Source organism: Methylobacterium sp. Leaf106 (assembly GCF_001422895.1).
In the GTDB taxonomy this organism is placed as follows: domain Bacteria; phylum Pseudomonadota; class Alphaproteobacteria; order Rhizobiales; family Beijerinckiaceae; genus Methylobacterium; species Methylobacterium bullatum.
Genome location: NZ_LMNB01000033.1, coordinates 136,503 through 161,567, shown reverse-complemented (window position 1 = coordinate 161,567; position 25,065 = coordinate 136,503). Strand labels below are relative to the sequence as shown.

22 protein-coding genes are annotated in these 25,065 nt (G+C 68.9%); 19 read left to right on the top strand and 3 right to left on the bottom strand.

Annotated features, from left to right (window positions below; genetic code table 11):
• Nucleotides 1–207 precede the first annotated feature (207 nt).
• The 10 genes from ASF34_RS18390 (at nucleotide 208) to ASF34_RS18345 (ending at nucleotide 10,285) form a co-directional block, all read left to right on the top strand.
• The gene (locus ASF34_RS18390) at nucleotides 208–951 is read left to right on the top strand and encodes a cobalamin B12-binding domain-containing protein (RefSeq protein ID WP_018043253.1); all 744 of its coding nucleotides are present in this window, start codon (nucleotides 208–210) and stop codon (nucleotides 949–951) included.
• Nucleotides 952–986: 35 nt separating this feature from the next.
• On the top strand, nucleotides 987–2,432 hold the full coding sequence (ppsR, locus tag ASF34_RS18385) for a transcriptional regulator PpsR (protein ID WP_018043252.1): 1,446 nt from the start codon (nucleotides 987–989) through the stop codon (nucleotides 2,430–2,432).
• 103 nt (nucleotides 2,433–2,535) lie between these two features.
• Nucleotides 2,536–3,459, top strand: coding sequence for a chlorophyll synthase ChlG (chlG, locus tag ASF34_RS18380; RefSeq protein WP_018043251.1), 924 nt, complete (start codon nucleotides 2,536–2,538; stop codon nucleotides 3,457–3,459).
• On the top strand, nucleotides 3,459–4,796 hold the full coding sequence (locus ASF34_RS18375) for a BCD family MFS transporter (protein WP_018043250.1): 1,338 nt from the start codon (nucleotides 3,459–3,461) through the stop codon (nucleotides 4,794–4,796). The genes chlG and ASF34_RS18375 overlap by 1 nt, the downstream gene beginning before the upstream one ends.
• Before the next feature lie 10 nt (nucleotides 4,797–4,806).
• Nucleotides 4,807–5,991 (top strand): geranylgeranyl diphosphate reductase, encoded by a 1,185-nt coding sequence (locus tag ASF34_RS18370; protein WP_018043249.1) that lies wholly within the window; start codon nucleotides 4,807–4,809, stop codon nucleotides 5,989–5,991.
• Nucleotides 5,988–6,509 (top strand): TspO/MBR family protein, encoded by a 522-nt coding sequence (locus ASF34_RS18365; RefSeq protein ID WP_018043248.1) that lies wholly within the window; start codon nucleotides 5,988–5,990, stop codon nucleotides 6,507–6,509. The genes ASF34_RS18370 and ASF34_RS18365 overlap by 4 nt, the downstream gene beginning before the upstream one ends.
• Nucleotides 6,506–6,865, top strand: coding sequence for a hypothetical protein (locus tag ASF34_RS18360; RefSeq protein WP_018043247.1), 360 nt, complete (start codon nucleotides 6,506–6,508; stop codon nucleotides 6,863–6,865). Before ASF34_RS18365 ends, ASF34_RS18360 begins: the two co-directional genes overlap by 4 nt.
• Before the next feature lie 46 nt (nucleotides 6,866–6,911).
• Complete coding sequence (locus tag ASF34_RS18355) at nucleotides 6,912–8,480, top strand: c-type cytochrome (RefSeq protein ID WP_056163286.1); 1,569 nt, start codon at nucleotides 6,912–6,914, stop codon at nucleotides 8,478–8,480.
• Nucleotides 8,481–8,797: 317 nt separating this feature from the next.
• Nucleotides 8,798–9,691 (top strand): transporter, encoded by an 894-nt coding sequence (locus tag ASF34_RS18350; RefSeq protein WP_056163284.1) that lies wholly within the window; start codon nucleotides 8,798–8,800, stop codon nucleotides 9,689–9,691.
• Between the two features lie 195 nt (nucleotides 9,692–9,886).
• A complete protein-coding gene (locus tag ASF34_RS18345; protein ID WP_026175835.1) occupies nucleotides 9,887–10,285 on the top strand; it encodes a hypothetical protein in 399 nt (132 codons plus the stop codon).
• A gap of 245 nt (nucleotides 10,286–10,530) precedes the next feature.
• Here the strand turns inward: ASF34_RS18345 and ASF34_RS18340 are convergent, their stop codons facing one another.
• Entirely contained in the window at nucleotides 10,531–11,040 is a 510-nt protein-coding gene (locus ASF34_RS18340; protein WP_244479043.1) for a hypothetical protein, read from the bottom strand.
• Nucleotides 11,041–11,104: 64 nt separating this feature from the next.
• On the opposite strand from ASF34_RS18340, the gene ASF34_RS18335 reads away from it, so the two are divergent.
• Genes ASF34_RS18335 through ASF34_RS18320 form a run of 4 tightly spaced genes read left to right on the top strand, consistent with a single transcriptional unit; the run spans nucleotide 11,105 to nucleotide 16,448 of the window.
• On the top strand, nucleotides 11,105–11,395 hold the full coding sequence (locus tag ASF34_RS18335) for a hypothetical protein (RefSeq protein ID WP_056163278.1): 291 nt from the start codon (nucleotides 11,105–11,107) through the stop codon (nucleotides 11,393–11,395).
• Nucleotides 11,392–12,075, top strand: a complete 684-nt coding sequence (locus tag ASF34_RS18330) for a TetR/AcrR family transcriptional regulator (protein WP_056163275.1) — start codon at nucleotides 11,392–11,394, stop codon at nucleotides 12,073–12,075. The genes ASF34_RS18335 and ASF34_RS18330 overlap by 4 nt, the downstream gene beginning before the upstream one ends.
• Nucleotides 12,072–13,304, top strand: a complete 1,233-nt coding sequence (locus ASF34_RS18325; RefSeq protein ID WP_056163271.1) for an efflux RND transporter periplasmic adaptor subunit — start codon at nucleotides 12,072–12,074, stop codon at nucleotides 13,302–13,304. Before ASF34_RS18330 ends, ASF34_RS18325 begins: the two co-directional genes overlap by 4 nt.
• Before the next feature lie 51 nt (nucleotides 13,305–13,355).
• Nucleotides 13,356–16,448 carry an efflux RND transporter permease subunit gene (locus ASF34_RS18320; RefSeq protein WP_056163268.1) on the top strand — a complete coding sequence of 1,031 codons (3,093 nt, stop codon included), beginning with the start codon at nucleotides 13,356–13,358 and terminating at the stop codon, nucleotides 16,446–16,448.
• Nucleotides 16,449–16,578: 130 nt separating this feature from the next.
• Here the strand turns inward: ASF34_RS18320 and ASF34_RS23670 are convergent, their stop codons facing one another.
• Nucleotides 16,579–16,713 (bottom strand): hypothetical protein, encoded by a 135-nt coding sequence (locus ASF34_RS23670; protein WP_274533766.1) that lies wholly within the window; start codon nucleotides 16,711–16,713, stop codon nucleotides 16,579–16,581.
• On the opposite strand from ASF34_RS23670, the gene ASF34_RS18315 reads away from it, so the two are divergent.
• The 5 genes from ASF34_RS18315 (at nucleotide 16,712) to ASF34_RS18295 (ending at nucleotide 23,621) form a co-directional block, all read left to right on the top strand.
• Nucleotides 16,712–16,990, top strand: coding sequence for a hypothetical protein (locus tag ASF34_RS18315; RefSeq protein ID WP_043764538.1), 279 nt, complete (start codon nucleotides 16,712–16,714; stop codon nucleotides 16,988–16,990). The genes ASF34_RS23670 and ASF34_RS18315 overlap by 2 nt on opposite strands.
• 69 nt (nucleotides 16,991–17,059) lie before the next feature.
• On the top strand, nucleotides 17,060–18,133 hold the full coding sequence (locus ASF34_RS18310; protein WP_056163265.1) for an ABC transporter substrate-binding protein: 1,074 nt from the start codon (nucleotides 17,060–17,062) through the stop codon (nucleotides 18,131–18,133).
• 9 nt (nucleotides 18,134–18,142) lie between these two features.
• On the top strand, nucleotides 18,143–19,186 hold the full coding sequence (locus ASF34_RS18305; protein ID WP_156465771.1) for an ABC transporter permease: 1,044 nt from the start codon (nucleotides 18,143–18,145) through the stop codon (nucleotides 19,184–19,186).
• Nucleotides 19,180–19,974, top strand: coding sequence for an ABC transporter ATP-binding protein (locus ASF34_RS18300; RefSeq protein ID WP_056163262.1), 795 nt, complete (start codon nucleotides 19,180–19,182; stop codon nucleotides 19,972–19,974). The genes ASF34_RS18305 and ASF34_RS18300 overlap by 7 nt, the downstream gene beginning before the upstream one ends.
• Before the next feature lie 332 nt (nucleotides 19,975–20,306).
• A complete protein-coding gene (locus ASF34_RS18295; RefSeq protein WP_056163259.1) occupies nucleotides 20,307–23,621 on the top strand; it encodes a DEAD/DEAH box helicase in 3,315 nt (1,104 codons plus the stop codon).
• A gap of 45 nt (nucleotides 23,622–23,666) precedes the next feature.
• Here the strand turns inward: ASF34_RS18295 and ASF34_RS18290 are convergent, their stop codons facing one another.
• Nucleotides 23,667–25,019: an LLM class flavin-dependent oxidoreductase gene (locus ASF34_RS18290; protein ID WP_056163256.1), complete on the bottom strand. Its 1,353-nt coding sequence runs from the start codon at nucleotides 25,017–25,019 to the stop codon at nucleotides 23,667–23,669.
• Nucleotides 25,020–25,065: the final 46 nt, after the last annotated feature.

Sequence of the window (25,065 nt, the reverse complement as noted above, 5' to 3'; positions counted from 1 at the left end):
GATGCGAAGTTCGACACTCAAGATCGAGCTGGATCAAGAAGCCGTCAGCAACATTGGGAGGTTCCAATGGATGACGTCAGTTCGCTTCGGGCGGCCTCGATGTTTGAGAGGTCGTCCAGCGAAGTCCATCCGCAACGTAATACTGCATTATATCCCGATCGGCCGTTTCAGGATCGGAGCCCGGCCTGGGACCGTGACCTCGCCAGCGTGGTCGAAGCCGAGATCATCCCGCGGTTGATGCTGGCCCACCGGGCCGACCCCCGCTCCGAGCGTCCCGGAATCCTGCCGACGCCGGACCAGATCGCCGAGTTCGCCGCCCTGGTGCTCGCGCCCGATTGCGACGATGTGGAGAGCCGGATCGTCGTCCTCATCGACGACGGCCTCGCCCTCGACAGCCTGCTCCTCGACCTCCTCGCCCCCACGGCACGCCATCTCGGCCACCTGTGGGAGGAGGATCTCTGCGATTTCGCGGAGCTCACCATCGCCATGGGGCGCCTCCAGCGCATCATGCACGACCTCACCGCCCGGTTCCGCTCGGAGCCGGCGCCGGACCCGCACGGGCGCAGCATCTTCCTGATGGCCTGCCCGGGCGAGACGCACAGCTTCGGCCTCTCCCTCATCGAGCGTTTCTTCCGCGATGCAGGATGGGACGTCACGAGCGCGGCGCACGAGCTCCACCCCGACCCGATCCGGACCGCCCGCACGGGCTGGTTCGACGTGATCGGGGTGTCGCTCGGCTCCGAAACCCTCCTTCCGGCCCTCGCGAACATGGTGGCGGAGCTTCGGCGCGCCTCGCGCAATCCGTCGGTTCGTGTCATGGTCGGTGGGCCGATCTTCACCGAAAACCCCGACCATTCGGTTCTCGTCGGCGCTGACGCGACGGCGAGCGATGCCCGTCTCGCCATTTCCATTGCCGAGAGCTTGCTTGATCCGCGGGCCAGACCCTGCTGAAAGACCGGCTCGACGTCGTCACATCGTGGTGATCCTTGACCAGTCTGGCACTCCCTGCAGCGGCGGAAACGTTCGCAGCGCTTCGCAAAACCCTCGGTCCCCTCGATGCGGAGGCGGCCGGGCTCCTCGTCGCCGCGGCGACGGACCTCGCGTTGATCGTCGACGCGGACGGGGTCATCCGCGATGCGGCCTTCGGCAATGCCGATTTCACCGACGAGGGCTGCGAGACCTGGCTCGGCCAGCTCTGGGTGGACACCGTCACCGTCGAGAGCCGGCCCAAGATCGCCGCCCTCCTGCGTGACGCGGCCCCCGGCGCGGTCACGCGCTGGCGCCAGGTGAACCATCCCTCCGCCACGGGCATCGACCTGCCGGTGCGCTACTCGGCCATGCGCCTGGAGACCGGCGGCCCGGTGATCGTCATCGGCCGCAACCTGCGTGCGATGGCGGCGCTGCAGCGCAAGCTCGCCGAGACCCAGCAGGCGCTGGAGCGCGACTACCTGCGCCTGCGCGGCGCCGAGACCCGTTACCGCCTGCTGTTCCAACTCGCCGGCGAGCCGGTCCTGGTGGTGGATGCCGCCACGCGCCGGGTCACCGAGGTGAACCCGGCCGCCGCCCGCCTCATCGGCCGCGTGGAGAAGCGCATCATCGGTCAGGACGTGGTGGACCTGTTCGATGCGGGCAGCACCCGCGAGCTCGAATCGCTCTTCGCCGGCCTGCGCGTGACCGGACAGGCGGGCGACCTCGTCGCCCGTCTCGGCAACGGTCGCGGCGAGACCCGCGTCGCCGCCTCGCTGTTCCGGCAGGAAAACGCCACCAGCGCCCTCCTGCGGCTGTCGGCCGAGCCCACCGACGCGGCTTCCCCGAGCCGGAGCGGGGCCTCGGCCCTCGACGTGATCCAGAGCCTGCCGGAGGGCTTCGTCGTCACCGATCCGCAGCGGCGCATCCTCGCGGCCAACTCCGCCTTCCTCGATCTTGTGCAACTCGCCACCGAGGAGCAGGTGCGCGGCGAACCCCTCGACCGCTGGCTCGGGCGCGAGGAGACCGAGGCCGCCGCCCTGTTCTCCACCCTCGGCCACCACGGCTCCGTGCGCCACTACGCCACGAGCCTGCGCGGCGAGTACGGGTCGGTGGAGGAGGTCGAGGTCGCCGCCGTGGCGGTTCCCGGCGGCGGTCAGCCCTGCCTCGGCTTCACCATCCGCTCGACCCCCCGCCGCACCGCCGCCGCGCCCGGCGGGCGGGAATTGCCGCGGTCCGTCGAGCAGATGACCGAGCTGGTCGGGCGGGTCTCCATGAAGAACCTGGTGCGCGAATCGACGGACCTGATCGAGCGCCTCTGTATCGAGGCCGCCCTGCGCATCACCCGCGACAACCGCGCCTCGGCCGCCGAGATGCTGGGCCTCAGCCGCCAGGGGCTCTACGCCAAGCTGCGCCGCTACGGGATCGGTGACCTCGACGGGCCGGATCTGGCCGACGACGAATGAGCCTCGGCGACGGGCGGCCTGCGTCCGACTGTCGCCCTTATTTGTCGGCCCAAGTGTAAATCAAACTTGACACACCGAGGCGTCGGAACCTAGCTTCGACGTCATGGCAACGTCGGTCTCCTCCGCTCCTTCCGCCATCCGCGGACTGCCCGCTCCCAGCGCCCTGCTGGAGCTGCTGAAGCCGATCACCTGGTTCGCGCCGATGTGGGCCTTTGCCTGCGGGGTGGTCTCTTCCGGGGTTCCGGCGAGCGGGCACTGGCCGGTCATCGTCGCCGGGATCGTGCTCGCCGGCCCCCTGGTCTGCGCCACCTCGCAGGCGGCCAACGACTGGTACGACCGCCATGTCGACGCGATCAACGAGCCGAACCGGCCGATCCCGTCCGGCCGGATGCCCGGCCGCTGGGGCCTCTACGTGGCGCTGGCCTGGACCGCCCTCTCCCTCTCCGTCGCGGCCGCCCTGGGGGTCTGGATCCTCTATGCCGCCCTGTTCGGGCTGGTCCTCGCCTGGATCTACAGCGCGCCGCCCTTGAGGCTGAAGCAGAACGGGTGGTGGGGCAACGCCGCGGTGGGGCTCTGCTACGAGGGCCTGCCCTGGTTCACCGGTGCCGCCGTGATGGCCGGCGCCCTGCCCGACCACCGCATCCTCACCGTGGCCTTTCTCTATTCCGTGGGCGCCCACGGCATCATGACCCTCAACGATTTCAAGTCCGTGGAAGGGGATGCGCGCCTGAATCTCCGCTCGCTGCCGGTCCAGCTCGGGACCGACCGGGCCGCCCGCCTCGCCTGCCTCGTCATGGCCCTGCCCCAGCTGGCGGTGATCGCCCTCCTCTACGCCTGGGACCGGTCCGGGCATGCGGTCTTCGTCGCCGGCCTGCTCGCCGCGCAACTCGTCCTGATGTCCCGCCTGTTGAAGAACCCTCGCGAAAAGGCGGCCTGGTACAACGGCACCGGCACCACCCTCTACGTGCTCGGCATGCTGGTGGCGGCCTTCGCCCTCAGGGCCCTCGCGCAGCAGGGAGCCGCGTGATGGCGCCGACCTTGGGCTGGCTCGCCATCGTCCGCCTCGGCCTCGTCCAGACCGCTTTGGGTGCCGTGGTCGTCCTCATGACCTCGACCCTCAACCGGGTCATGGTGGTGGAGCTCGCCTTGCCGGCGATGATTCCCGGCGCCCTCGTGACCCTCCATTACGCCGTCCAGGTCCTGCGCCCGCGCTGGGGCTACGGCTCGGATATGGGCGGGCGACGCACGCCCTGGATCGTCGGCGGCATGGCCGCGCTGTGCCTCGGCGGCTTCGGCGCGGCGGCGGCGACCGCCCTCATGGAAACCCATCTTTCCGCCGGCATCGCTCTGGCGATCCTGTCCTTCCTCACCGTGGGCATGGGGGCGGGTGCCGCGGGCACCTCCCTCCTCGTGCTCCTGGCCGGCGGCGTCGAGGCGCGCCGCCGGGGGGCTGCGGCCACCATCGTCTGGGTGATGATGATCGCGGGTTTCGCCATCACCGCGCCGATCGCCGGACATTTCCTCGATCCATTCTCCGGCGCCCGGCTGGTGGCCGTGTCGGGCACGGTCTCGCTCGTCGCTTTCCTCCTGGCCGTGCTCGCGGTCGGCGGCATCGAGCCGGGGCGGGCGCCGTCCAGCCATGCGGAGGGCGCCCCCAAGCGGCCGTTCCGCGAGGTGCTGGCACGGGTCTGGGCCGAGCCGGCCTCGCGCCGCTTCACCGTTTTCATCTTCGTGGCGATGCTGGCCTACAGCGCGCAGGAGCTCATCCTCGAACCCTTCGCCGGCCTCGTCTTCGCGATGACGCCCGGCGTCACCACCAAGCTCTCGGGTCTGCAGCATGGCGGCGTGCTCGCCGGCATGCTCACGGTGGCCGGCCTCACCATGGGGATCGGCGGCCCCTATCTCGGCTCGCTGAAACTGTGGACCGCCACCGGCTGCGCCGGTTCGGCCCTGGCGCTGGCGGGGATCGCCGGAGGCGGCCTGATCGGCCCGGACTTCCCCCTGCGCGTCGCGGTCTTCGCCCTCGGCCTGTTCAACGGCATGTTCGCCGTGGCCGCCATCGGCTCGATGATGGGCCTGGCGGGTGCCGGCGGCGAGGCCGAGCGCGGCACCCGGATGGGGGTCTGGGGCGCGGCCCAGGGCGTCGCCTTCGGGGCCGGCGGCTTCCTCGGGACCATGGCGGTGGATCTCGCCCGTCTCGTCAGCCCCGAGCCGGTCCATGCCTATGCCGCCGTGTTCCTGGCCGAGGCCGCCCTGTTCCTGGTGGGCGCGCTCCTGGCTCTCAGGATCGAGCACGCGGGCGCGACGCTGCTGCGCCGTGCCGCCCGCCCGCGACGGCCCGTGCTTCAACCCCGCTATCGCTGAGGTGAGTCCCATGCCGGAGCCGGAGACCTTCGACGTCGTGGTGGTGGGGGGCGGCCCGGCCGGGGCCACCGCCGCCACCGATCTCGCCCGGATGGGGCGCCGCGTCCTGCTCCTCGACAAGCCGGGCCGGATCAAGCCCTGCGGCGGCGCGATTCCCCCGCGCCTGATCCGCGACTTCGCGATTCCCGACCATCTGCTCGTCGCACGCGTGCGCTCGGCGCGGATGGTCTCGCCCAAGGACAAGCGTGTCGACATGCCCATCGGCGACGGTTTCGTCGGCATGGTCGACCGCGAGCATTTCGACCCCTGGCTGCGCGACCGCGCGGCCCTGGCCGGGGCCGACCACCGCCCCGGCAGCTTCACCCGCATCGTCCGAGACGACGACGGCGGGGCCACCGTTCATTACCGCTCCGGCGAGGCCGAGCACCGGGTCCGCGCCCGCCTCGTCATCGGCGCTGACGGGGCGAGTTCCGTGGTCGGGCGGGCCGAGATTCCCGGCCACGCGGCCATGAAACAGGTCTTCGCCTATCACGAGATCGTCCGGCGTCCGGCGGATGGGAGCGGCGACGTCGAGGGGACGCGCTGCGACGTCTATTACCAGGGCAAGCTCTCGCCGGATTTCTACGCCTGGGTCTTCCCCCATGGCGACACGATCAGCATCGGCACCGGCAGCGCCCGCAAGGGCTTCTCCCTGCGCGGGGCGATCCGGGCCTTGCGCGCCTCCACCGGCCTCGATGCCGGGGAAACACTGCGCCGCGAGGGCGCGCCGCTGCCGCTGAAACCGCTCAAGCGCTGGGACAATGGCCGCGACGTGCTGCTCACCGGGGACGCCGCCGGCATCGTCGCCCCGGCCTCGGGCGAGGGCATCTACTACGCCATGCTCGGCGGCCGTCTCGCGGCGGAGGCGGCCGACACCTTCCTCGCCACAGGCAAGGCCGCCTCCCTGGCCCTGGCCCGGCGTCGCTTCATGCGCCTGCACGGCCGCGTCTTCCTGATCCTGCGCATGATGCAGTGGGTCTGGTACCGCAACGATGCCCTGCGCGAGCGCTTCGTCTCGATCTGCAAGGACAAGGACGTCCAGCAGCTCACCTGGGATTCCTACATGAACAAGGAACTGGTGCGGGCAAAGCCCGCCGCCCATGTGCGGATCTTCTTCAAGGACCTGGCGCACCTGTTCCGCTGGGTCTCCCCATGATCGGCGGGTTCGAGACCGGCCCGGTCGTGACCGCGGCGGCCGCCGCCCTCGTCACCGCCCTCGCCGGCGGGCTCCTGACGACCACCGGCCCCTGGTATCAATCCCTGCGGCGGCCCTCGTGGAAGCCGCCGGACTGGGCCTTCGGCCCGGTCTGGACCACGATCTTCACCCTCACGGCGATTTCCGCCGTGATCGCCTGGCATGCGGAGGCCGGAACCTCGGCGCGTGGCGCATTGCTCGCCACCTACGGCGTCAACCTCGTCCTCAACATCGCCTGGAGCGGCATCTTCTTCCGCCTGCGCCGGCCGGACTGGGCCTATCTCGAGGTGATCGCCCTGTGGCTCTCCATCGTGGCGCTGATCGCCGTGACGGCCCAGGTCTCGGGGATCGCGGCCCTCCTGCTCGCGCCCTACCTCGCCTGGGTCAGCGTCGCGACACTGCTCAACCGGGCGATCGTGCGGCTGAACGGGCCGTTCGGTGAGGCGCGCTCCGCTCGCAGTATCGGAAGCCGGGCATGATTCCGGATGCGGCGACCCTGGCGGCATTGTTCGCCTCCGGGCGGATCATCGACCTGATCCTCGGTCTCGTGGCCCTGGAGGCCGCCGCCCTCGTGGCATGGCGCCTCTACGGGGGGGATCGCCCGCTCCTTGCGCCCCTTTTCTGCAACCTCGCCTCGGGCGCGGCGCTGATGCTGGCGATCCGCGCCGCGCTGATTGGCTCGGATTGGACGGTGGTGGCGCTCTGCCTCATCGCCTCTCTGATGGCGCATCTAGGGGAGGTCGCGTTGCGCATGTTCGGGGGGTCGCGTTCCGCATCCGATCCGGCCATGCCCGACCTTGGCCAACCGGGCAGAACGGTCACGAGGCGTGCCTGAATTGCAGCTGTACAACCTTCGGCTTCATGAGTGGAGAACCGGCTTCATGCGTCGCATATCTGCCCTCCTGCTCGGTTCGGCCGGCCTCATGGCCGCCGCGACCTGTGCCTCGGCCCAAGATGCGGAACAGATCAAGCGGGGTGAATACTTGGCGACGGCGGGCGATTGCGTCGCCTGCCATTCGGCGCCGGGGGGCAAACCGTTGGCGGGGAACTACGTCCTCAACACGCCGATCGGGAAGATCCGCACGCCGAACCTCACACCGGACGACGAGACCGGGCTCGGCAAATGGACCGCCGACGACTTCTACCGCGCCCTGCACGAAGGCATCGACAACGAGGGCAGCTATCTCTATCCGGCCTTCCCCTTCGCCTGGTACACCAAAGTCACGCGCGACGATTCCGACGCGATCTTTGCTTACCTGCGCTCCCTCGAACCGGTGAAGGAGCCGCGCAAGCCTTCCGAGATCCCGTTCCCCTTCAATATTCGCACGGCGCTCATCACTTGGCGCACCGCGTTCTTCACCGCGGGCGAGTTCAAGCCGGATCCGAACGCCAGCGCCGAGGTCAATCGCGGCGGCTACCTCGTGGAGGGGCTCGGCCATTGCGGCATGTGCCACAACGCCAACAAGATCGTCGGAAACAGCGGATTGGCCGGAAAACTCGGCGGCGGCGTCATCGACGGCTGGTACGCCCCCAACATCACCCCCGACGACCACACCGGCATCGGCTCCTGGAGCGACGATCAAGTGGTCGAATACCTCAAAACCGGCGCCGCTCCGGGCAACCAGCCGGGCGTCGCGGCAGGGCCGATGCGTCAGACCATCGAGGAATCCCTCTCCAAGCTGACCGACGCCGATCTGAAGGCGATGGTCGCCTACCTGCGCACGCAGAAAGCGAAAGAAAGCTATAAAGTCAAGGATCTTCAGGCGTTTAACCAGACCGACGCGCCGGGTGCCGCGACCTATCTCAGTTATTGCTCCTCCTGCCACAAGCCGGACGGCAAGGGGGTCGAGGGGGCGATCCCGGCGCTCGCCGGCAACACGTCCGTCCAGGCGGAAGGTCCGGAGACGGTGATCCGCGTCGTTCTCGGCGGGCTCGCCGCCCAGAACGGCTACGCGCCGATGCCCGCGGTGGGGGCGGGCATGACCGATCAGGAGGTCGCCGACGTGACCGATTACATCCGCAACGCCTGGGGCAACAGCGCCCCCGTCATCGCCGAGCGCGGCATCGTCGGCACCGCCCGCGCCGCCACGCAGACCATGCTGGCGGGAACGGCATCCTGCGCCGTCATCGCCCAACCGGATGTGGCCAAAGCCATCGCCAATACCCCCGCCGCGACGAGCCTGAAGGGGTTGGCACAGGAGAACTTCATCCCGGTCGTCGACGCTCTGCTGCCCAAGGTGAAGGCCGCGGCCGGCGGCGCCAAAGATGACGACATCGTCAACGGACTGACCACAGCGTTCTGCCAGGCCGCCCGCAACGACCCGGCCTACGGCAAGCCCGGATGGCACGCGGTGATCGGAAGCTTCTCCAGCATCGTCTACAGCCAGATCAGGAACCCCGAAAAACGGGTCGCTTTGCCGGCTCCCGCGGGTACCGCGCCGACGCCGTGATCGATACGGGCCGACGTTGCCTTCTTCGGCGCAGGTGGAGACTGCAAGTATTCCATTAATAGATTTGCAGGCGCATTGGATGAAATCACCGCATGTAATAACACGAATATATATACTGTAAGACAAAATGAGGATCGATTGATTTATCATTCGTTGTCTTGACCATCGAACGGCGGGCTATGCAAATGTGACCTTTGGGTGACAACGCCGCTACGATTGAGGGACGGAGGGAATGGGATCCGGTGCTGGTGCGTCGATGAGGGAGAGCTTGCTCGAATGCGGCGCTTTCCCTGTCGCGCTCCCGGAAGAGGCACTGGATGATTCACGGTTTTCGCTACGCAGCCTCCACGCTCGGTCTCACCCTGTGCGTCGGCCTCGGCCTGACGACCCTCGCCTCCGGGCCGGCCCAGGCCGGTTCGGCGGCGCAACCCGGGCAGACGGTCGGCCTTCCGGTCGGCGCCCAGCTCCCCGTCGGCCTCTATTTCGTCAACACGTCAAGCTTCGGCATCCGCAACACCCGACCGTTCGATTCCGAATCGAACATCAACTTGCCTACCTTCCTCTGGGCGACGCCGTGGAGCCTGCTGGGCGCGCGGCTCAACCTCGTGGCGATCCAGCCAGTTGTGGCATCGAGCCCGCGCGGCACGCCCTACCAGAGTGGTATCGGCCAGCCTCTGCTCGCCGCCCAGCTCGCCTGGAATCTCGGCAACGATATCGGGGTGAGCTATCTCTTCGGCGGATACCTACCGATTGAGACGAGTTTCCTGACTCAGAACGCGTCGCTGAGCCACCGTTTTGCCGCGACGTATAGTGGCAACGGTTTCAACGTCACCGCCAATCTGCTCTACGGGGTCTTCGTCGATCCGGTGACCGCGCAGGGCGTAGTCTATCCCGACTATCTCAACCTCGATCTCACTGCGACGAAGAAGTTCGGAAAGTGGGAGGTCGGCCCTGTGGCCTTTGCCTCCACGGATCTGCCCACGCGTTTCCCGGGCTATCGCCGCCAGGGTCAGGTCGCGGTGGGCGGCCTCGTCGGCTACAATTTCGGGCCGGTGAACGTCCAGGCCTACGTCACCCGAGACGTGGCCGAGCGCAATTATGGTGGCCGCGAGACACGCGGCTGGCTGCGGCTCATCGTGCCGATCTACAAGGAAAGTATCAATTCGGCGGCGCCCTCGATTCCGCTGAGCTGGCGGCAATCCCTGCGGTAGGGCATCGTCACAGGGCGGCGACAGGCGCGCGGCATGCGATCCGTCTCCCTGCTCCGCAGGCAGTGGGTGATCCTTCGAGACAAGCCCGGCGTTTACCGTAAACCGCCCATTAATCCGACTCGTCGAAACCTAGCGATCGTTGGGGCCACAGCGGCGTTCGCTGGTCCCCACGTGTGGTTTCAAAGGTAACGGTGTATGCGTAGCGTTCACACGGCGATCGACAACGTGGTTCCTTTCCGGCGTCCTGGTAGGCCCCAGCCCCAGGCTCCTGTCGTCTCGCCCTCCCTCGCCGCGAGGCGTGTGGACCAGCGCGCGCTCATGGATGCGGTCTATGCTAGCGGGACGCTCGCGGTCGCGGCCGGTGACCGCGAGACCAAGCTGATCGCTGCCCGTCTGCAGGTCTATGGCTTTCTCACCGTGGAGGAATTGGGAGAGGATAGCGCATTACGGCGCCTGCGTCCGTCTGAGGCCATCCGCGCGCAGGTCGATCGTCCATGGCGCCTGTCGAAGGCCGCCTACGGTTCGGGCCTGTCCGTCACGGTCCCGGCCGCCGATGATTTCCTGTTCGATTCTTCCGCCGGCGCCTCGGCCTGATCTCTCCCCGCAAACCGGCCTTCTCACGGCAGGCTAGTTGGCGCGTCCTGCTGGGGTGGATTGACAACCGGGTCATCGAGCACAGTCAACGCTCCACGACCCGGTAGAATATCTCGCGATCAGCAATGATCCTCTCCTCAGCCTGCCGACACTTGCAGCCTGATCCTTCCGGCCCAAGCCGATGGTGGTGGCCCTCCTCAAGCTACACCACGTCCAAGGACACGACCCGGCCGCCGGAGGAAATCTTAGCGGTCGCGCTTGTCTACCACGGCGCATCCGGTCATCGGTCCGCGGCTTCCGTTCATCACCGAGCACGTGACGAGGGCTGTCGCCGCGTCTGCGTGACTGTGTCGGGTGACGACCGCCTGCTCGCGGGCGCGTCGCGCGGCCGCCTCGATCAGGTCGGCCCCGATGCCGGTGGCGATCCGCCCGGCCCGGCCGAACAGGTCGTAATAGGCATCCCCGGGCGTCTCGCCCTTGAACTGCACGCCGACCGCTGACGGGTCACCGCAGGCGAGCGTCAGCGTCATCCCGCCTGTCGCCGACATCTCGGCGAAATCGATGGTGCGATTGACGAGCGTGGCTTTCGTTTCCGCGACCACGCTGTCGATGAGATCACCGCAGGAATCGGCGCGTGCCGACAGGGCTGAGAGCGAGAGCACGGCGGCGGTCAGGATGATGAGGCGCATCGCCTGTAAAATAGGCGCGCCGCCCGCCCTGTCGAGGTGGACCATTGCATACACCACGACAGTCATTGAATGATCGTTCATTGACTCGTGAATGAACGTTCAATAGATATTGAGGCAACGGGAGGGCGGCATGGGCGAGTTCAGTTGCTATGACGATGCCGACGCGCCGCGCGGGTGGGATGCCGGGCGCGTCCTGGCTTCGATCCGTTCCGCCTGTGGGCCGTCAACCCTTCTGCCGGGGCTGCTGATCCTGGTTGGTTGGCTCGCTTTCCTTGGCTGGACCGGTGCGGGCTCCGACGGTTGGCAGGCGCGCGTCTGCGCCGATCACGCCGAGCAATTCTGGTCCTGGCAGGCACGGTCCTGCGGAATGACCCAACCGGAAGGTTCTAGTCTCGGCGCGGACGGGAGGTCGGCATCGTGAGCGCCGGTGCCGCCATCGCAGTGAAGTCCGGCCCCTCGGCCAGGCGCCAGGACATCCTCGATGCCGCCGAGACCTGTTTCGTGCGGAACGGTTTCCATCGGACGACGATGCAGGATCTTGCGCGCCAGGCCGGCATGACGGCCGGCAACATCTACCACTACTTCAAGTCGAAGGAGGCCGTGGTCCTCGGGCTCGCCGAGCGTGAGCGCGGGCATGGCATGACCCTCGTCGAGGAAATGGAGCGGGCCGGCGATCGCCGCGGCGCCCTGATGAGGATCCTCGAACGCTACTTCGCCCAGGCGACCCGCGAGAGTGCGGTCCTGCGCGTCGATCTCTGGTCCGAAGCTACCCGCAATCCCGACATCGCCGCCATGATCGATCGGGGCGAGACCGAGGCCCGCCTCTGGTTCGTCGAGACCCTCGCGTCCCTGGCCACCTCGCCGGCCTGCGATGCCGCCGCCCTCTACGACGAGACGCTGAATCCGCTGATGAAGGGCATCCTCGTCAACCTGGCCCTCCGACCGGCCTTCGATCCGGCCCCAGCCGTGGCGCATCTGTGTGCTCTGATCGAAGCGGGTTTGGCCGGACGGCTACCGACGGCGTCACTCGAATCGGAATCCGGCGCCCTGCTCGCCTCCCCCGGTCATCCATCACGAACCGGCTTGGAGAGCCGCCGATGAGTGCCGTCCTCAAGGTCGTCCGTCCCGCGATCCTCATCCTCGGCCTCGGCCTGCCCTCGGGGTCGGTCATCGCCGAAGTGACGCCCACCCCGGTCAGACTGGCGCCGGCAGTGAGCACCGTCGAGGCCCGGCGCCGCGAGATCGTCGAGCAGGTCGTCGTTACCGGAACTCTCGTCCCCCGCGACGAGATCCTGGTGACCCCCGAGATCGAGGGCTATCGGGTGACCGAAGTCCTGGTCGAAGAGGGTATGCGCGTGGAGAGCGGTCAAGTCCTCGCCCGGCTCTCGCGCGACCTCATCGACCGCCAGATCGCTCAGCAGAACGCCGTCGTCGACAAGGCCGCCGCCGTCGTGCCGCAGGCTCAGAGCAGCATCGAGCAGGCGCAAGCCGCCGAGATGGAGGCGCGCCTCTCCCACGACCGGGCGAAGCAACTCATGCAGAGCGGCAACGGCACGGCAGTGATCATGGAGGGACGCATCTCCACCCTGCGCCAGGCCGAAGGCAAGCTCGCCTTCGCCCGCAACGGCCTCGTCATCGCCAGGGCAGAGCTCGCCCAGGCGAGGGCCTTGCGCGACGAACTCGATCTGCGTCTCGCCCGCACCGAGATCCGTGCACCCGAGGCCGGGATCGTCAGCCGCCGCGTCGCCCGCGTGGGCATGGCCGCCTCGTCCTCCACCGAGCCCCTGTTCCGGTTGATCGCGCGCGGCGAGATCGAACTCGAAGGCGAGGTCATCGAGACCAAGCTGCCGCTGCTGCGCGAGGGCACGCCCGCCTCAATGGAGCTCCCCAATGGTGAGCGGGTGCGGGGCAGCGTGCGCGCGGTCTATCCGGAAGTCGACAGGGCGAGCCGCCTCGGCAAGGTCCGCGTCCGGCTCGATCCCGATCCCCGCCTGCGCATCGGCACCTTCGCCCGTGGCGCCATCGAGATCGCCCGGACCCGCGGCGTAACCGTGCCCCAGGCCTCCGTCCTCTATGGCGGGCCGAAGCGTAGCAGCGTCCTTGTGGTGACGGACGGGGTCGTTGAGGCACGCGAGGTCCGCGCTGGCCTCTCCGACGACGACGACATAGAGATCCGGGCCGGTCTTGCCGAAGGCGAGGCCGTGGTCGCGCGCGCCGGCAGCTTCCTGCGCGACGGCGACCGGGTCCGCGCCGTCCCCGTCGCGCTATCGGCACCGGCCATGGTGACCGCTCCGTCGCGCAAGGAGACCGCGGAGGCGGGCCAGCCCTAGGGCTTGCGCCTGCCTTCCCCCCCTCCCGCACCATCAGAACGGGTTGCCGCGATGCGCCTCAACATCTCCGCCTGGGCGATCCGCAAGCCGATCGGCCCGCTGGTCCTGTTCCTCGTCCTGATCGTGCTCGGCCTTGTCAGCTTCCGGGGGCTGCCGGTCACGCGGATGCCCAACATCGATGTTCCCATCGTTTCCGTGGCGATCACGCAGTCGGGGGCGGCGCCCTCCGAGTTGCAGACCCAGGTCACGAAGTGGGTCGAGGATTCGATTGCCGGCGTGCGCGGGGTGAAGCACATCACCTCGGCCATCACCGAGGGCTCGTCCGTGACCACGGTCGAGTTTCGCCTTGAGGTGAACACCGACCGCGCCGTTAACGACGTGAAGGACGCGGTCTCCAAGATCCGCATCAACCTGCCCCGTACCATCGACGAGCCGGTAATCAGCCGCGTGGAGATCGCGGGCCTGCCGATCCTGATCTACGGGGTGAAGGCGCCGGCCATGACCCCCGCCGAGCTGTCCTGGCTGGTGGAGGACAAGATCGCCCGCACGCTCCAGGGGGTGAAGGGCGTCGGCGGCGTCGAGCGCGTGGGCGGCGTCGCCCGCGAAATGCGAGTTGTGCTCCAGCCCGACCGTCTCCTGGCGCTGAGCATCACCGCTGCGGAGGTCAACCGCCAGCTGCGCCTCACCTCTGCTGACATGGCGGGCGGGCGCGGCGAGGTCGGCGGGCGCGAGCAGTCGATCCGGACGCTGGCCGCCTCCCGCACCGTGCGCGATCTCAAGGCGACCTCCATCGTCCTCGCCGGCGGCCGCAAGGTGCGTCTCGACGATCTCGCCCTGGTGCAGGACGCCATCGAGGAGCCGCGCACCTTCGCCCGCTTCAACGGCGAGCCGGTGGTGGCCTTCGCGGTGTCGCGCGGCTCGGGCGCCAGCGACGCCGAAGTGGCGGCGGGCGTCGAGAAGCGGATCGCGGAGTTCCGCCGGACCTATCCGGACCTCGAATTCGAGACGATCGATTCCTCGGTCTCGGCCACCATCGGCAGCTACGATTCGGCCATGCACACGCTGATCGAGGGCGCCGTGCTCGCCGTCATCGTGGTGTTCCTGTTCCTGCGCGACTGGCGCGCCACCCTCATCGCCGCCGTCGCTCTACCGCTCTCGGTCTTCCCAACCTTCTGGGCCATGGACGCGATGGGTTTCACCCTCAACGGCATCAGCCTGCTGGCCATTACCCTCGTTACCGGCATTCTGGTGGACGACGCCATCGTCGAGATCGAGAACATCGTTCGGCACATGCGGATGGGGAAATCCGCCTATCGCGCCGCCCTCGAAGGCGCCGACGAGATCGGGCTCGCCGTCATCGCCATCACCGCGACGCTCATCGCGGTGTTCGCACCGGTCTCGTTCATGGGCGGCATCGCCGGTCGCTACTTCATGCAGTTCGGGCTTACCATTGCCGTCTCGGTGTTCATGTCGCTGCTGGTGGCGCGGCTGATCACGCCGATGCTCGCAGCCTACTTCCTGCGCGACCACGGCCACCACGATGAGCGTGAGGGATGGGTGATGCGCGCCTATGGCCGGCTGGTGGGCTGGTCCGTGCGCCACCGGGTGATCACGCTGATCGTCGGCCTCGCGCTCTTTGCCGCGTCGCTGGCCTCCACCGGGTTGCTGCCCTCGGGCTTCGTGCCGAAGCAGGACAACGCCCGAACCCTCTTCATGGTGGAACTCGCCCCCGGCGCCCGGCTGCCCGACACGATCGCCGTGTCCGACCGCCTCGTCGCCCGCATCCGCTCCCTGCCGGAAGTCACCTCGGTCTTCGTCGATGGCGGACGCCAGATCGGCGGCAAGAAGGAAACGCGGCTCGCCACCCTCATCGTCAACCTCACCCCGAAGAACGGCCGCGCGAAGAAGCAGGCGGCCGTGGAGACCGACATTTCCGCCCTTATCGCCGAGGAGCCCGATATCCGCTCCTGGTTCCTGCGCGATTCCGGCCAGCGCGACCTCGCCTTGGTGGTCGGCGGCCCCGATGCCAAGGTGGTGACCGAGGTGGCCGCCCGGCTCCAGCGCGACATGGCGGCGATACCCCACCTCGTCTCGGTGATGTCCACCGCTCCCCTCAACCGTACGGAGGTTCGGATCCGCCCCAAGGAGGGCTCGGCCGCCGATCTCGGCGTCTCCACCGACACCATCGCCGAGACGGTGCGGGTCGGCACCATTGGCGACATCGGTTTGAATCTCGCCAAGTTCAACGCCGCCGACCGCCAAATTCCGATTCGGGTTCAATTGCCCGAGAGCGCGCGGGGCGCGGTCTCGCGCCTGGAGAATCTCAAGGTTCCGGCCAAGAACGGCACCGCGGTCCCCCTCGCCGCCGTGGCCGACATCGAACTCGACCAGGGCCCCGGCGCCATCGAGCGCTACGACCGCGTGATCCGCGTGGCGGTGGAGGCCAACATGGAGGGGTCGGACGCCCTGGGCTCCCTCATCGCCCAGGCCCTGGAGACGCCGACCGCGAAGTCGCTGCCGCCGGGCGTCACCATCCGCCAGACCGGCGATGCCGAGATCATGGGCGAGGTCTTCTCGGGCTTCCTCCTCGCCATGGGAGCCGGGATCATGATGGTCTACGCCGTGCTGGTGCTGCTGTTCGGCAACTTCCTGCAACCGCTCACTATTCTGTTCTCCTTGCCCCTCTCCATCGGGGGGGCGATCCTCGGCCTTCTCATCCTCAACATGCCGATCTCGATGCCCGTGGTCATCGGTATTTTGATGCTGATGGGACTGGTGACGAAGAACGCGATCATGCTCGTGGACTTCGCCGTCGAGGAGATGGCGCGGGGCGTCGATGGTGTCACCGCCATCGTCGATGCAGGGCGCAAGCGGGCGCGCCCCATCGTGATGACCACCATCGCCATGGCCGCCGGTATGGTGCCTTCGGCGTTGGCGCTCGGTGTCGGTGGCGAGTTCCGCGCGCCGATGGCGGTGGCGGTGATCTCCGGTCTCATCGTCTCGACCCTGCTGTCCCTGGTCTTTGTGCCGGCGGTGTTCCTGCTGATGGACAGCCTCGGCGCGCTTATCGGGCGCCTGTTCGGCCGCTTCGTCGGCGCCCGCGACGAGGCGGTACTCGACCCCGCCCCGAGCGCTGCCCGCTGACGCGGCGGCGAGGCCGGGATCAGGAACTTTCCCGAACCATCCGTCGGGCGAGATCTCCGGCCTGCCGATCGCGGGACATTTGGAAGCACATTTCGCGCGCCCTCGCCTATAGTTCGGCTTGTCAACACGTCTATCGGCCCGTTGCCGATGCGAGGGCGAAATGAAGAGCCTCAACCTCAAACACAACCGTTGCCGCAATGCGTGTCTCGCCGATCTCGGCGGCGCTCATCATGGGACGATTCTGGCGAATGAGGTTGATGGTCATGGGTTATCACGACACACGATTTGAAGCGGTCGGGTCCGGTCCCGCATTTGCTTTCGGCGGCGCCATCGCGCCCAGGCACTTTCGCCGCGCCTATGGCAGGGCGGCGGTGGCGGCTGCCATCGAGAACGGGCTGATGCCCGAGGAACTGTCCGAAGTGCTGGGCGGCCGCCGCGTCGTCGAAGCCTTTCCGGTCGATGGCGGAGAGAGCGTCAACGACTACGCCCACCGGGCGGTGGCCGAGATGATGGTCGCCTATCTCAGCTACGCCCCGGCCTGACCCGCCGCCAGCCTCCTCGACATTCCATCGATCCATGAAGGCGGGCCGCTCGCGGTCCTGGAGACGACCATGACCGAAGACCTGCTGTCCCGTCGCCGCCTGCTGAGAGCGGGCGCGACCGTCGCGGCCGCCCTTCCCCTCGGCCTCACCGCGACGGCGGGGCGTGCCTGGGTTCCCGGCCCCGCCGCGCCCTTCGATCCCGGTCCCCTCTGCGCGCCGGCGGCGGCCACCGAGGCGTGGAGCGGCCCGCTCCGGCCCATCAAGCTCGCCTGGAACGCCAATGCCGTCTGCACGGCCGCCGCCCCGGTCGCCAAGGAGCGGGGGATCTTCGCCGCCCATGGGCTCGACGTGGAGTTCATCAATTTCGGCGGATCCACGGAGGCCCTGCTGGAGGCCATCGCCACCGGCAAGGCCGATGCCGGGATCGGCATGGCCCTGCGCTGGCTGAAGCCCCTCGAACAAGGCTTCGACGTCAAGATCACCGCTGGCCTGCATGGCGGCTGCCTGAGGCTGCTCGGCGCGAAATCCGCCGGCATCAGTGACATCGCCTCCCTGAAGGGCAAGACCATCGCCATCAGCGACCATGCGAGCCCGGCCAAGAACTTCTTCGCCCTGCTGCTGTCCGATGCCGGCATCGATCCCGACCGGGAGGTGGAGTGGCGGCAATACCCGGCCGATCTCCTCAACCTCGCCGTGGAGAAGGGCGAGGCCCAGGCCCTGGCCGATGCCGACCCGCGTACCTTCATCTGGCTCAAGGACCCGCGCTTCACGGAAGTGGCCACCAATCTGACGGGCATCTTCGCCACGCGCTCCTGCTGCGTCGTGGCCCTGCGCGGCAGTCTGATCCGCAACGACCGGGCGGTGGCCACCGCCCTCACCCGCGCCATCCTGGAGGGCGGCCACCGCGTCGCCACCGATCCGCTGGACGCCGCCGGCATCTTCTCGAACTACGGCGGCAAGGGCTCTGTGGAGGATCTGGCGGCGATGCTGCGCAGCCATACCCACGATCACCGGCCGGTGGGTGTCACCCTCAAGCAGGAAATCGCCCTCTACGGCGACGAGTTGAAGCGCGTGAACGTGATCCGCCGCTCCACCGACACGGCGAAGTTCGCCGACCGGGTCTATGCCGACGTTCTGAGCTGAGGGGCATCCATGTCGAGTTCATTGACGGGGGCGTTCGGCGGCGGCTTCCGCCGGGCGGCCGATGCGGAGGACACGTCCTCGAACGGCTCAGCATGGCGGATCCGTCTCGCTGCCCTGTGGTGGGTCGGCCTTGTCGCCAGTTCCCTCTGGCTCGCCCTCGCGGGCCTGACCCTCGTTCTGCCAGAGAACGGCGACTTTCCCTATTCCGCCACGTTCGGCCATGGCGCCGGACTGAACGGGGCCGTCCTCCTCCTGGCGAGCGTTATGCTCCCGGTCCTCGGCCGGGTGGGAGCCCGCCTGCGCCATTGGGGGCCTTGGATCGTCGCCCTCGCCTTCGGCTTCATTGCTTGGGAACTGGCGACGGCCAAGCTCGAATGGCTGCCGATGCCGTTCTTCCCGCCGCCCCAGGCGATCCTCGAAGTCTTCGCCGAGGATTGGCCGAAGCTGGGCGGCAGCATCGTCAATTCGCTGATCCTGCTGTCGGGCGGCTACCTGATCGGGGCCGCGGTCGGCTTCGTTCTCGGCGTGGCGGTGGGCTGGTCGCGCGCGGCCGGGTACTGGGTCCATCCGGTCCTGCGCTTCGTCGGGCCGCTGCCGGCCACCGCCTGGCTGCCGCTGGCCTTCTTCGTGTTCCCCTCCTCCTGGTCCGCGAGCACCTTCCTCGTGGCTCTGGCGACGGGGTTCCCGGTGACGGTGCTGACCTGGTCCGGGATCGCAGCGGCCAACAAATCCTATTACGACGTCGCCCGGACGCTCGGCGCCTCACAGAGCTTCCTCATCCGCAAGGTCGCGATTCCGGCGGCCCTGCCCCATGTCTTCGTCGGCCTGTTCATGGGGCTCGGCGCCTCCTTCGCGGTCCTCGTCGTGGCCGAGATGCTTGGCGTGAAATCCGGCCTCGGCTGGTACCTGCAATGGGCGCAAGGGTGGGCGGCCTATGCTAATATGTACGCTGCCCTCATCGCCATGGCGCTGATGTGCTCGACCCTGATCACCCTGCTGTTCCGCCTGCGCGACCGCGTGCTGTCCTGGCAGAAGGGGCTCGTCCAATGGTAGCGGCCACCCTCGAAGCGCCGACCGGCGCCTCCGCTTCCAGCCGGCGGGGAGCCCTCGCCGTCAGGAGCGTCTCCCACGCTTTCGACATCGGCGGCACGCGCCTGCCCGTCCTCGACGACATCGACCTGACCATCGCGCCGGGCTCGTTCGTCGCCCTGCTCGGCCCCTCGGGCTGCGGGAAGTCGACGCTGCTGCGCCTCGCCGCCGGTCTCGAACCTCCTGAATCCGGTATCCTCGCCCTCGACGGGGAGACGATCACCGGACCCGATCCGGAACGGCTCCTCGTGTTCCAGGACCCGACGCTCTATCCCTGGCGCACGGTACGGGGGAATGTCTCGCTGGGCCTGGAGGCGCGCGGGTTGCTGCGCCGTCATCGGCACCGCATCGACGAGGCGCTGGACCTCGTCGGGCTCGCCGACTTCGCCGAGGCCTATCCGCATCAGCTCTCCGGCGGCATGGCCCAGCGCACCGCGCTCGCCCGGGCTCTCGTCAACGACCCGCGCCTGCTCCTCCTCGACGAGCCCCTGGGCAAGCTCGACGCTCTCACCCGCCTCGCCATGCAGGGCGAACTCGTCCGGCTCTGGCAGGAGAGCCGCTTCACGGCGCTCCTCGTCACCCACGATGTCGAGGAGGCCCTCATCCTCGCCCAGCGGGTGATCGTGCTGAGCGACCGGCCAGCCCGGATCAGGACCGAGATCGCGGTGGATGCCCCCTATCCGCGCCGCCGCGACGACCCGAAGCTCCTGAGCCTGCGCACCGAGATCCTCGGCATCCTCGGGCAGAAGTGACCGCCATCGGAGGGGGCAAACGACCGCCATCGGAGGGGGGCTTCATGCGCCATGCGACGGGCTTTACTCCAAGGCGGAGGATCCGCCGGATTCTCCCTCTTTCGCGCTCGAAACCGGCCGGGATTCACGTAGGCGGAGGGTTGTGTGAGCCATAGGTCCAGAACGGGGAGGATTGCCCCGCCCGGCCATGGAGGACGCCCTCGTCCACCCCATCGTCCCGCGCTCGGTACGGTCTGCGACAAACTGGGGACAGGCCGGGATTCGACGGAGCGGAGTCGCGTCGGCCCACGTTTGCCGACTCCCGACACCAGTGATGGGCAGCGCACTCCCCGATGGCAAAACGCCGGACTAGGACGTCTCCCGACAGCGCCTCCGAAGAGGTCGTCGCTCCCCTCGTTCCCACCGGCGCCCTGGCCGTGGCGCTCCTCGACCTCGTGGCCCTGAACAAGCCCCTGATCCACATGGTGCGCGAGACGCACCGGCAGGAGGCCATCGCGGCGATCCTGCGCGCCCTGGCCCCGGATCGCAGCGTCGCGATCTACCCGGAATGGGATTGCCTGCCCTTCGACCGGACCTCGCCGTCGCGCGGCGTCATGGGGCAGCGCACGGGCGTGTTGCGCTGGCTCACGGACGCCGCCGCCCTGCCCGACATCGTCCTGACGACCGCCCCTGCCCTGATCCAGCGGGTTCCGCCGCCCGAGACCTGGGCGGACGCCCATCTCGAGATCCGGGTCGGCGATGATTTCGATCCTCACGCGATCACCGCGACGTTGCAGCGCCTCGGCTACATCCTCGACGACCGGGTCGACGAGCCCGGCGAAGTCGCGATCTGGGGCCGAACGGTGGACGTGTTCCCCGCCGCCGCGCCGCGCCCCTGCCGGATCGAGCACGAGGACGGCCGGGTCACCGCCATCCGGTCCTACGATCCGGTGTCCCAGCGCTCCCTGGCGGAGGCCGAGCGCCTGGTCGTCGACCCGGCCACGGAGATCCTTCTGCCCGAGGGATCCGAGACCGGGCTGCGGCCCTTCACCGGCCAGGAGCACCAGCTTTCCCGCTTCTACCCCGCCCTGACGACGGTGCTCGACTACGTCCCCGATGCCCGCCTCGTGGTGGAGACCGGCGCCGAGGAGCGCGCCGCCGCCTTCTTCGAACAGATCGCCGAGGGGCAGGACACCGGCAGTCGTAACGGCGGCAGTCGTAACGGCGACTTGGGCGAGCTCTACCTCGATCCCCGGAGCTGGGACTCGCTTCAGGAGGCGCGCCGCGTCGCTACGGCCTCGGCGGACGAATCCGAGGATCTCGCCATTCCGGCCTTCGTGCGGAAGGCCCGCCCCAACGCGGCCCTGGCCGAGAGCCTGCGCCGGCACCTGGAGGCGGGCGACCGCATCCTGCTGACGGGTCCGGAGGAGCCCCTCGGTCGCCTGATCCGCGTCGCCGAGCGTGTGTTGGGTCGCAAGGCACGAAAGGTGACGAACTGGACGGAGGTTGCCCGCGCCAGGTCCGGCGCGATCCTGGCGCTGGCCGCTCCCATCGAGGCGGGGTTCAGGGTGCCGGGACAGGGTGTCTGCGTTATTGCGGCCGCCGACCTGTTCGGGAGCCGCGCCGCCGCTGCGGCCGAGGGTGAGCCCGTCGCGAGCCTTCCCATCGGCGAGGTGGAGCTGCGCGTCGGCGACGTGGCGGTGGATCGCGACAACGGTCTCTGCGTCTTCGAGGGGCTGGAGCGCGTCGTCACCGGAGAGGATGGCGGTGAGGACGCTCTTCGGCTGCGCTTTGCCGGGAACGCGATCCTGATGGTCCCGGTCTCCCAGGCCGACCGGATCTGGCGCTACGGCTCGGAGGCCGAGGCGGTGACCCTCGACAAGCTCGAGGGCGGGTCCTGGGGCCGTCGGCGCCTCGAAGCCGAGGCCTGCATGGCAAAAGCCGCCCGCATGATGCTCGCCGCCGCCGAGGCGCGCCGGGCGGTCGAGGCGCCGGTCCTGTCGCCCCCGCTGCGGGAGATGGAGCGCTTCGCCGCCGGGTTCGGGTTCAACCTCACCGCCGATCAGGCGAGGGCGGTGAACGGGGTCCTGGGCGACCTCGCCTCGGGGCGGCCGATGGACCGGCTCGTCTGCGGCGATGTCGGCTTCGGGAAGACCGAAGTGGCCCTGCGCGCCGCCGCTGCGGCGATCTTCGCCGGTCGCCAGGTGGCCGTGGTGGCGCCCACCACCGTTCTGGCCCGGCAGCATGTGCAGACCTTCACCCGGCGCTTCGCCCGGTTCGGCATCGAGGTCGCCCATCTCTCCCGCCTCGTCTCGCCGGCCGAGGCGAAGCGCGTGAAGGCGGGGCTCGCCGACGGCAGCATCCGCCTCGTCATCGGCACCCATTGCCTCACCGCCAAGGGTGTCGCCTTCTCCGATCTCGGCCTCGTGGTGATCGACGAGGAGCAGCGCTTTGGGGCCAAGATGAAGGAGGCCCTGCGCAAGACGGCGGGAGACGGCCACGTCCTCACGCTCACGGCGACGCCGATCCCCCGCACCCTGCAATCCGCCCTCGTCGGATTGCAATCCCTGAGCGTCATCGCCACGCCGCCGGCGGTGCGCCAGCCCATCCGCACGGTGATCGCGCCGTTCGACGCCGATGGCCTGCGGGACGCGCTCCTGCGCGAGCATCGCCGGGGCGGACAGAGCTTCGTCGTGTGCCCGCGGATCGAGGATATCGGCCCCATGGCGGAGCGTCTCGCCAAGCTCGTCCCCGACCTGCGCACGATGATCGCCCATGGCGAGCTCAAGGCGGCGGATATGGACGACGTGATGGTGCGCTTCGCCGATGGCGAGGGCGACGTGCTGCTGGCCACCAGCATCATCGAGAGCGGCCTCGACGTGCCCCGCGCCAACACGATGCTGGTCTGGGACGCGGAGCGTTTCGGCCTGTCGCAGCTGCACCAGCTGCGGGGCCGGGTCGGGCGCGGCCAACGCCGGGGCGTCGTCTACCTGCTTCACCAGCCGGAGAAGCCGCTCAGCCCGGCGACGGAGAAGCGGCTGCGCACCCTGGAGGCCCTCGACCGGCTCGGTGCGGGCTTCGCCATCAGCGCCCGCGACCTCGACCTGCGCGGAGCCGGCGATCTCGTGGGCGAGAACCAGGCCGGCCATGTGAAGCTGATCGGGCTCGGCCTGTATCAGCACCTTCTGCATCTCGCCCTGAGGGCCGCGAAGGGGGAGACCGCCCAGGATTGGACCCCCGAGATCCGGATCGGTCTCTCCGGCGGCGTGCCTGCGGATTACGTACCGGAGCCGGAGGTGCGACTGAGCCTCTATACGCGGCTCCTGCGCCTCACGACCCCGGACGGAGTCGAGGCCCTCCGCCACGAGGTGGCCGACCGGTTCGGTCCGCCGCCGGAGGCGTTCGAGGCCCTCGTCACCCTGGCCCGCCTCCGGGTCGGTTGCCTCGAACTCGGGATCGCGCGGTTGAGCGGCGGCCCGCAGGGGCTGGCGGCGGATTTCCGTGTCAATGCCCCTCCGATCCTGCTGCCGGTCAACGCGCATATCGAGCGCCGCGACCGCCGCGTGCTGCTGCGCGCCGGCTGCGACGATGCGGTCGAGCGCGGTCGCCTCGCCGCCCGGTTCCTCGAACGGCTGCGGGAGGCCAGCACGCGGCGCCCGGCGGGGTGAGATCGCCGCTCGGGTCTTCACCGGGCGGCGCCGGCGGAGATGGGGCTACGGCGCCCGCGAGGCTGCGGGGCGGCGGTGACGGGGGCGCTGAAGGCCGAGATTCTCGCGCAGGGTGGTGCCCTCGTATTCCGTGCGGAACAGGCCTCGCCGCTGCAATTCGGGGATCACCAGGGTGGCGAAATCGTCGAGCCCGCCCGGTAGCGTCGGGGGCATGATGTTGAACCCGTCGGCGCCATAAGCTTCGAACCGCTCCTGAAGGGCGTCGGCGATCCGGGCGGGTGTTCCGATCAGGGTCCAGTGGCCGCGCGCTCCGGCGATGCGCAGGTAGAGCTCGCGGATGGTCAGGCCTTCGCGCCGGGCGATGGTGACGAGGAGGTCCTGCCGGCTCTTGCCGCCCTCCGTCCCGCTGGCCTCCGGAACGGGCGCGTCGTCGGGATGGCCGGAGAGGTCGAGTCCCGCGAGCTGTTCCAGGAGCGAGCGGCCGACGACGGGGTGGATCAGCTCCTGCAACGCGCCGTACTTGTCCTCGGCCTCGGCCTGCGTGCGGCCGACCACCGGGAAAGCGCCCGGCAGGATCTTGAGCGCGTCGGGCTCGCGGCCGTGCCGGCCGAGCCGGCCCTTCACGTCGGCGTAGAATGCGATCGCATCCTCCAGGGTCGCCTGGGCGGTGAAGATCACCTCGGCGGTTCGGGCCGCCAATGCCTTGCCGGCCTCCGAGGAGCCCGCCTGCACGACGACCGGGTGGCCCTGGGGCGGACGGGGCACGTTGAGCGGCCCGCGCACGGAGAAATGCTCGCCCTCATGGCCGAGCACGTGCAGCTTGGCCGGGTCGAAGAAGCGCCCTTCCTCGCGGTCGCGGACGAAGGCATCGTCCTCGAACGTGTCCCAGAGCCCGGCGACCACGTCCACGAATTCCTCGGCGCGGGCGTAGCGGCTCGCATGGGCGAGATGGCTGTCGCGGCTGAAGTTGTAGGCCTCGCGCGGGTCCGCCGAGGTGACGAGGTTCCAGCCCGCCCGGCCTCCGCTGAGATGGTCGAGGGAGGCGAACTTGCGCGCCACGTGGAACGGCTCGTTGTAGGTGGTGGAGGCGGTGGCCACGAGGCCGATGCGCTCCGTCACCGCCGAGAGATGCGAGAGCAGGGTCAGCGGCTCGAATTGTCCGACATAGCGGATCGCCGTGCGGCTCAGGGCGTCGATATCGTCGCCGCGGATGCTGACCCCGTCGGCGAGGAAGATCAGGTCGAACTTCGCCGCCTCTGCCACTTTGGCGAGGCGCCGGTAATGGGCGGGATCGATCCCCGCATCCGCCTGCGACGAGGGATGCCGCCATGCCGCGACGTGATGACCGCCCGGATAGAGAAAGGCACCAAGGCGCATCGTGTCCCGGCGACGTGACATGGGTCTGTCCTCGATCTCGCGTTCCGTTGGACTTGCTTGGCAGGCG

Coding starts and splice junctions, on each gene's coding strand:
- chlG (WP_018043251.1), top strand. CDS start 2,536: ATGGCAACGTCGGTCTCCTCCGCTCCTTCCGCCATCCGCGGACTGCCC.
- ASF34_RS18375 (WP_018043250.1), top strand. CDS start 3,459: ATGGCGCCGACCTTGGGCTGGCTCGCCATCGTCCGCCTCGGCCTCGTC.
- ASF34_RS18370 (WP_018043249.1), top strand. CDS start 4,807: ATGCCGGAGCCGGAGACCTTCGACGTCGTGGTGGTGGGGGGCGGCCCG.
- ASF34_RS18365 (WP_018043248.1), top strand. CDS start 5,988: ATGATCGGCGGGTTCGAGACCGGCCCGGTCGTGACCGCGGCGGCCGCC.
- ASF34_RS18360 (WP_018043247.1), top strand. CDS start 6,506: ATGATTCCGGATGCGGCGACCCTGGCGGCATTGTTCGCCTCCGGGCGG.
- ASF34_RS18355 (WP_056163286.1), top strand. CDS start 6,912: ATGCGTCGCATATCTGCCCTCCTGCTCGGTTCGGCCGGCCTCATGGCC.
- ASF34_RS18350 (WP_056163284.1), top strand. CDS start 8,798: ATGATTCACGGTTTTCGCTACGCAGCCTCCACGCTCGGTCTCACCCTG.
- ASF34_RS18345 (WP_026175835.1), top strand. CDS start 9,887: ATGCGTAGCGTTCACACGGCGATCGACAACGTGGTTCCTTTCCGGCGT.
- ASF34_RS18340 (WP_244479043.1), bottom strand. CDS start 11,040: ATGACTGTCGTGGTGTATGCAATGGTCCACCTCGACAGGGCGGGCGGC.
- ASF34_RS18335 (WP_056163278.1), top strand. CDS start 11,105: ATGGGCGAGTTCAGTTGCTATGACGATGCCGACGCGCCGCGCGGGTGG.
- ASF34_RS18325 (WP_056163271.1), top strand. CDS start 12,072: ATGAGTGCCGTCCTCAAGGTCGTCCGTCCCGCGATCCTCATCCTCGGC.
- ASF34_RS18320 (WP_056163268.1), top strand. CDS start 13,356: ATGCGCCTCAACATCTCCGCCTGGGCGATCCGCAAGCCGATCGGCCCG.
- ASF34_RS18315 (WP_043764538.1), top strand. CDS start 16,712: ATGGGTTATCACGACACACGATTTGAAGCGGTCGGGTCCGGTCCCGCA.
- ASF34_RS23670 (WP_274533766.1), bottom strand. CDS start 16,713: ATGACCATCAACCTCATTCGCCAGAATCGTCCCATGATGAGCGCCGCC.
- ASF34_RS18310 (WP_056163265.1), top strand. CDS start 17,060: ATGACCGAAGACCTGCTGTCCCGTCGCCGCCTGCTGAGAGCGGGCGCG.
- ASF34_RS18305 (WP_156465771.1), top strand. CDS start 18,143: ATGTCGAGTTCATTGACGGGGGCGTTCGGCGGCGGCTTCCGCCGGGCG.
- ASF34_RS18300 (WP_056163262.1), top strand. CDS start 19,180: ATGGTAGCGGCCACCCTCGAAGCGCCGACCGGCGCCTCCGCTTCCAGC.
- ASF34_RS18295 (WP_056163259.1), top strand. CDS start 20,307: ATGGCAAAACGCCGGACTAGGACGTCTCCCGACAGCGCCTCCGAAGAG.
- ASF34_RS18290 (WP_056163256.1), bottom strand. CDS start 25,019: ATGTCACGTCGCCGGGACACGATGCGCCTTGGTGCCTTTCTCTATCCG.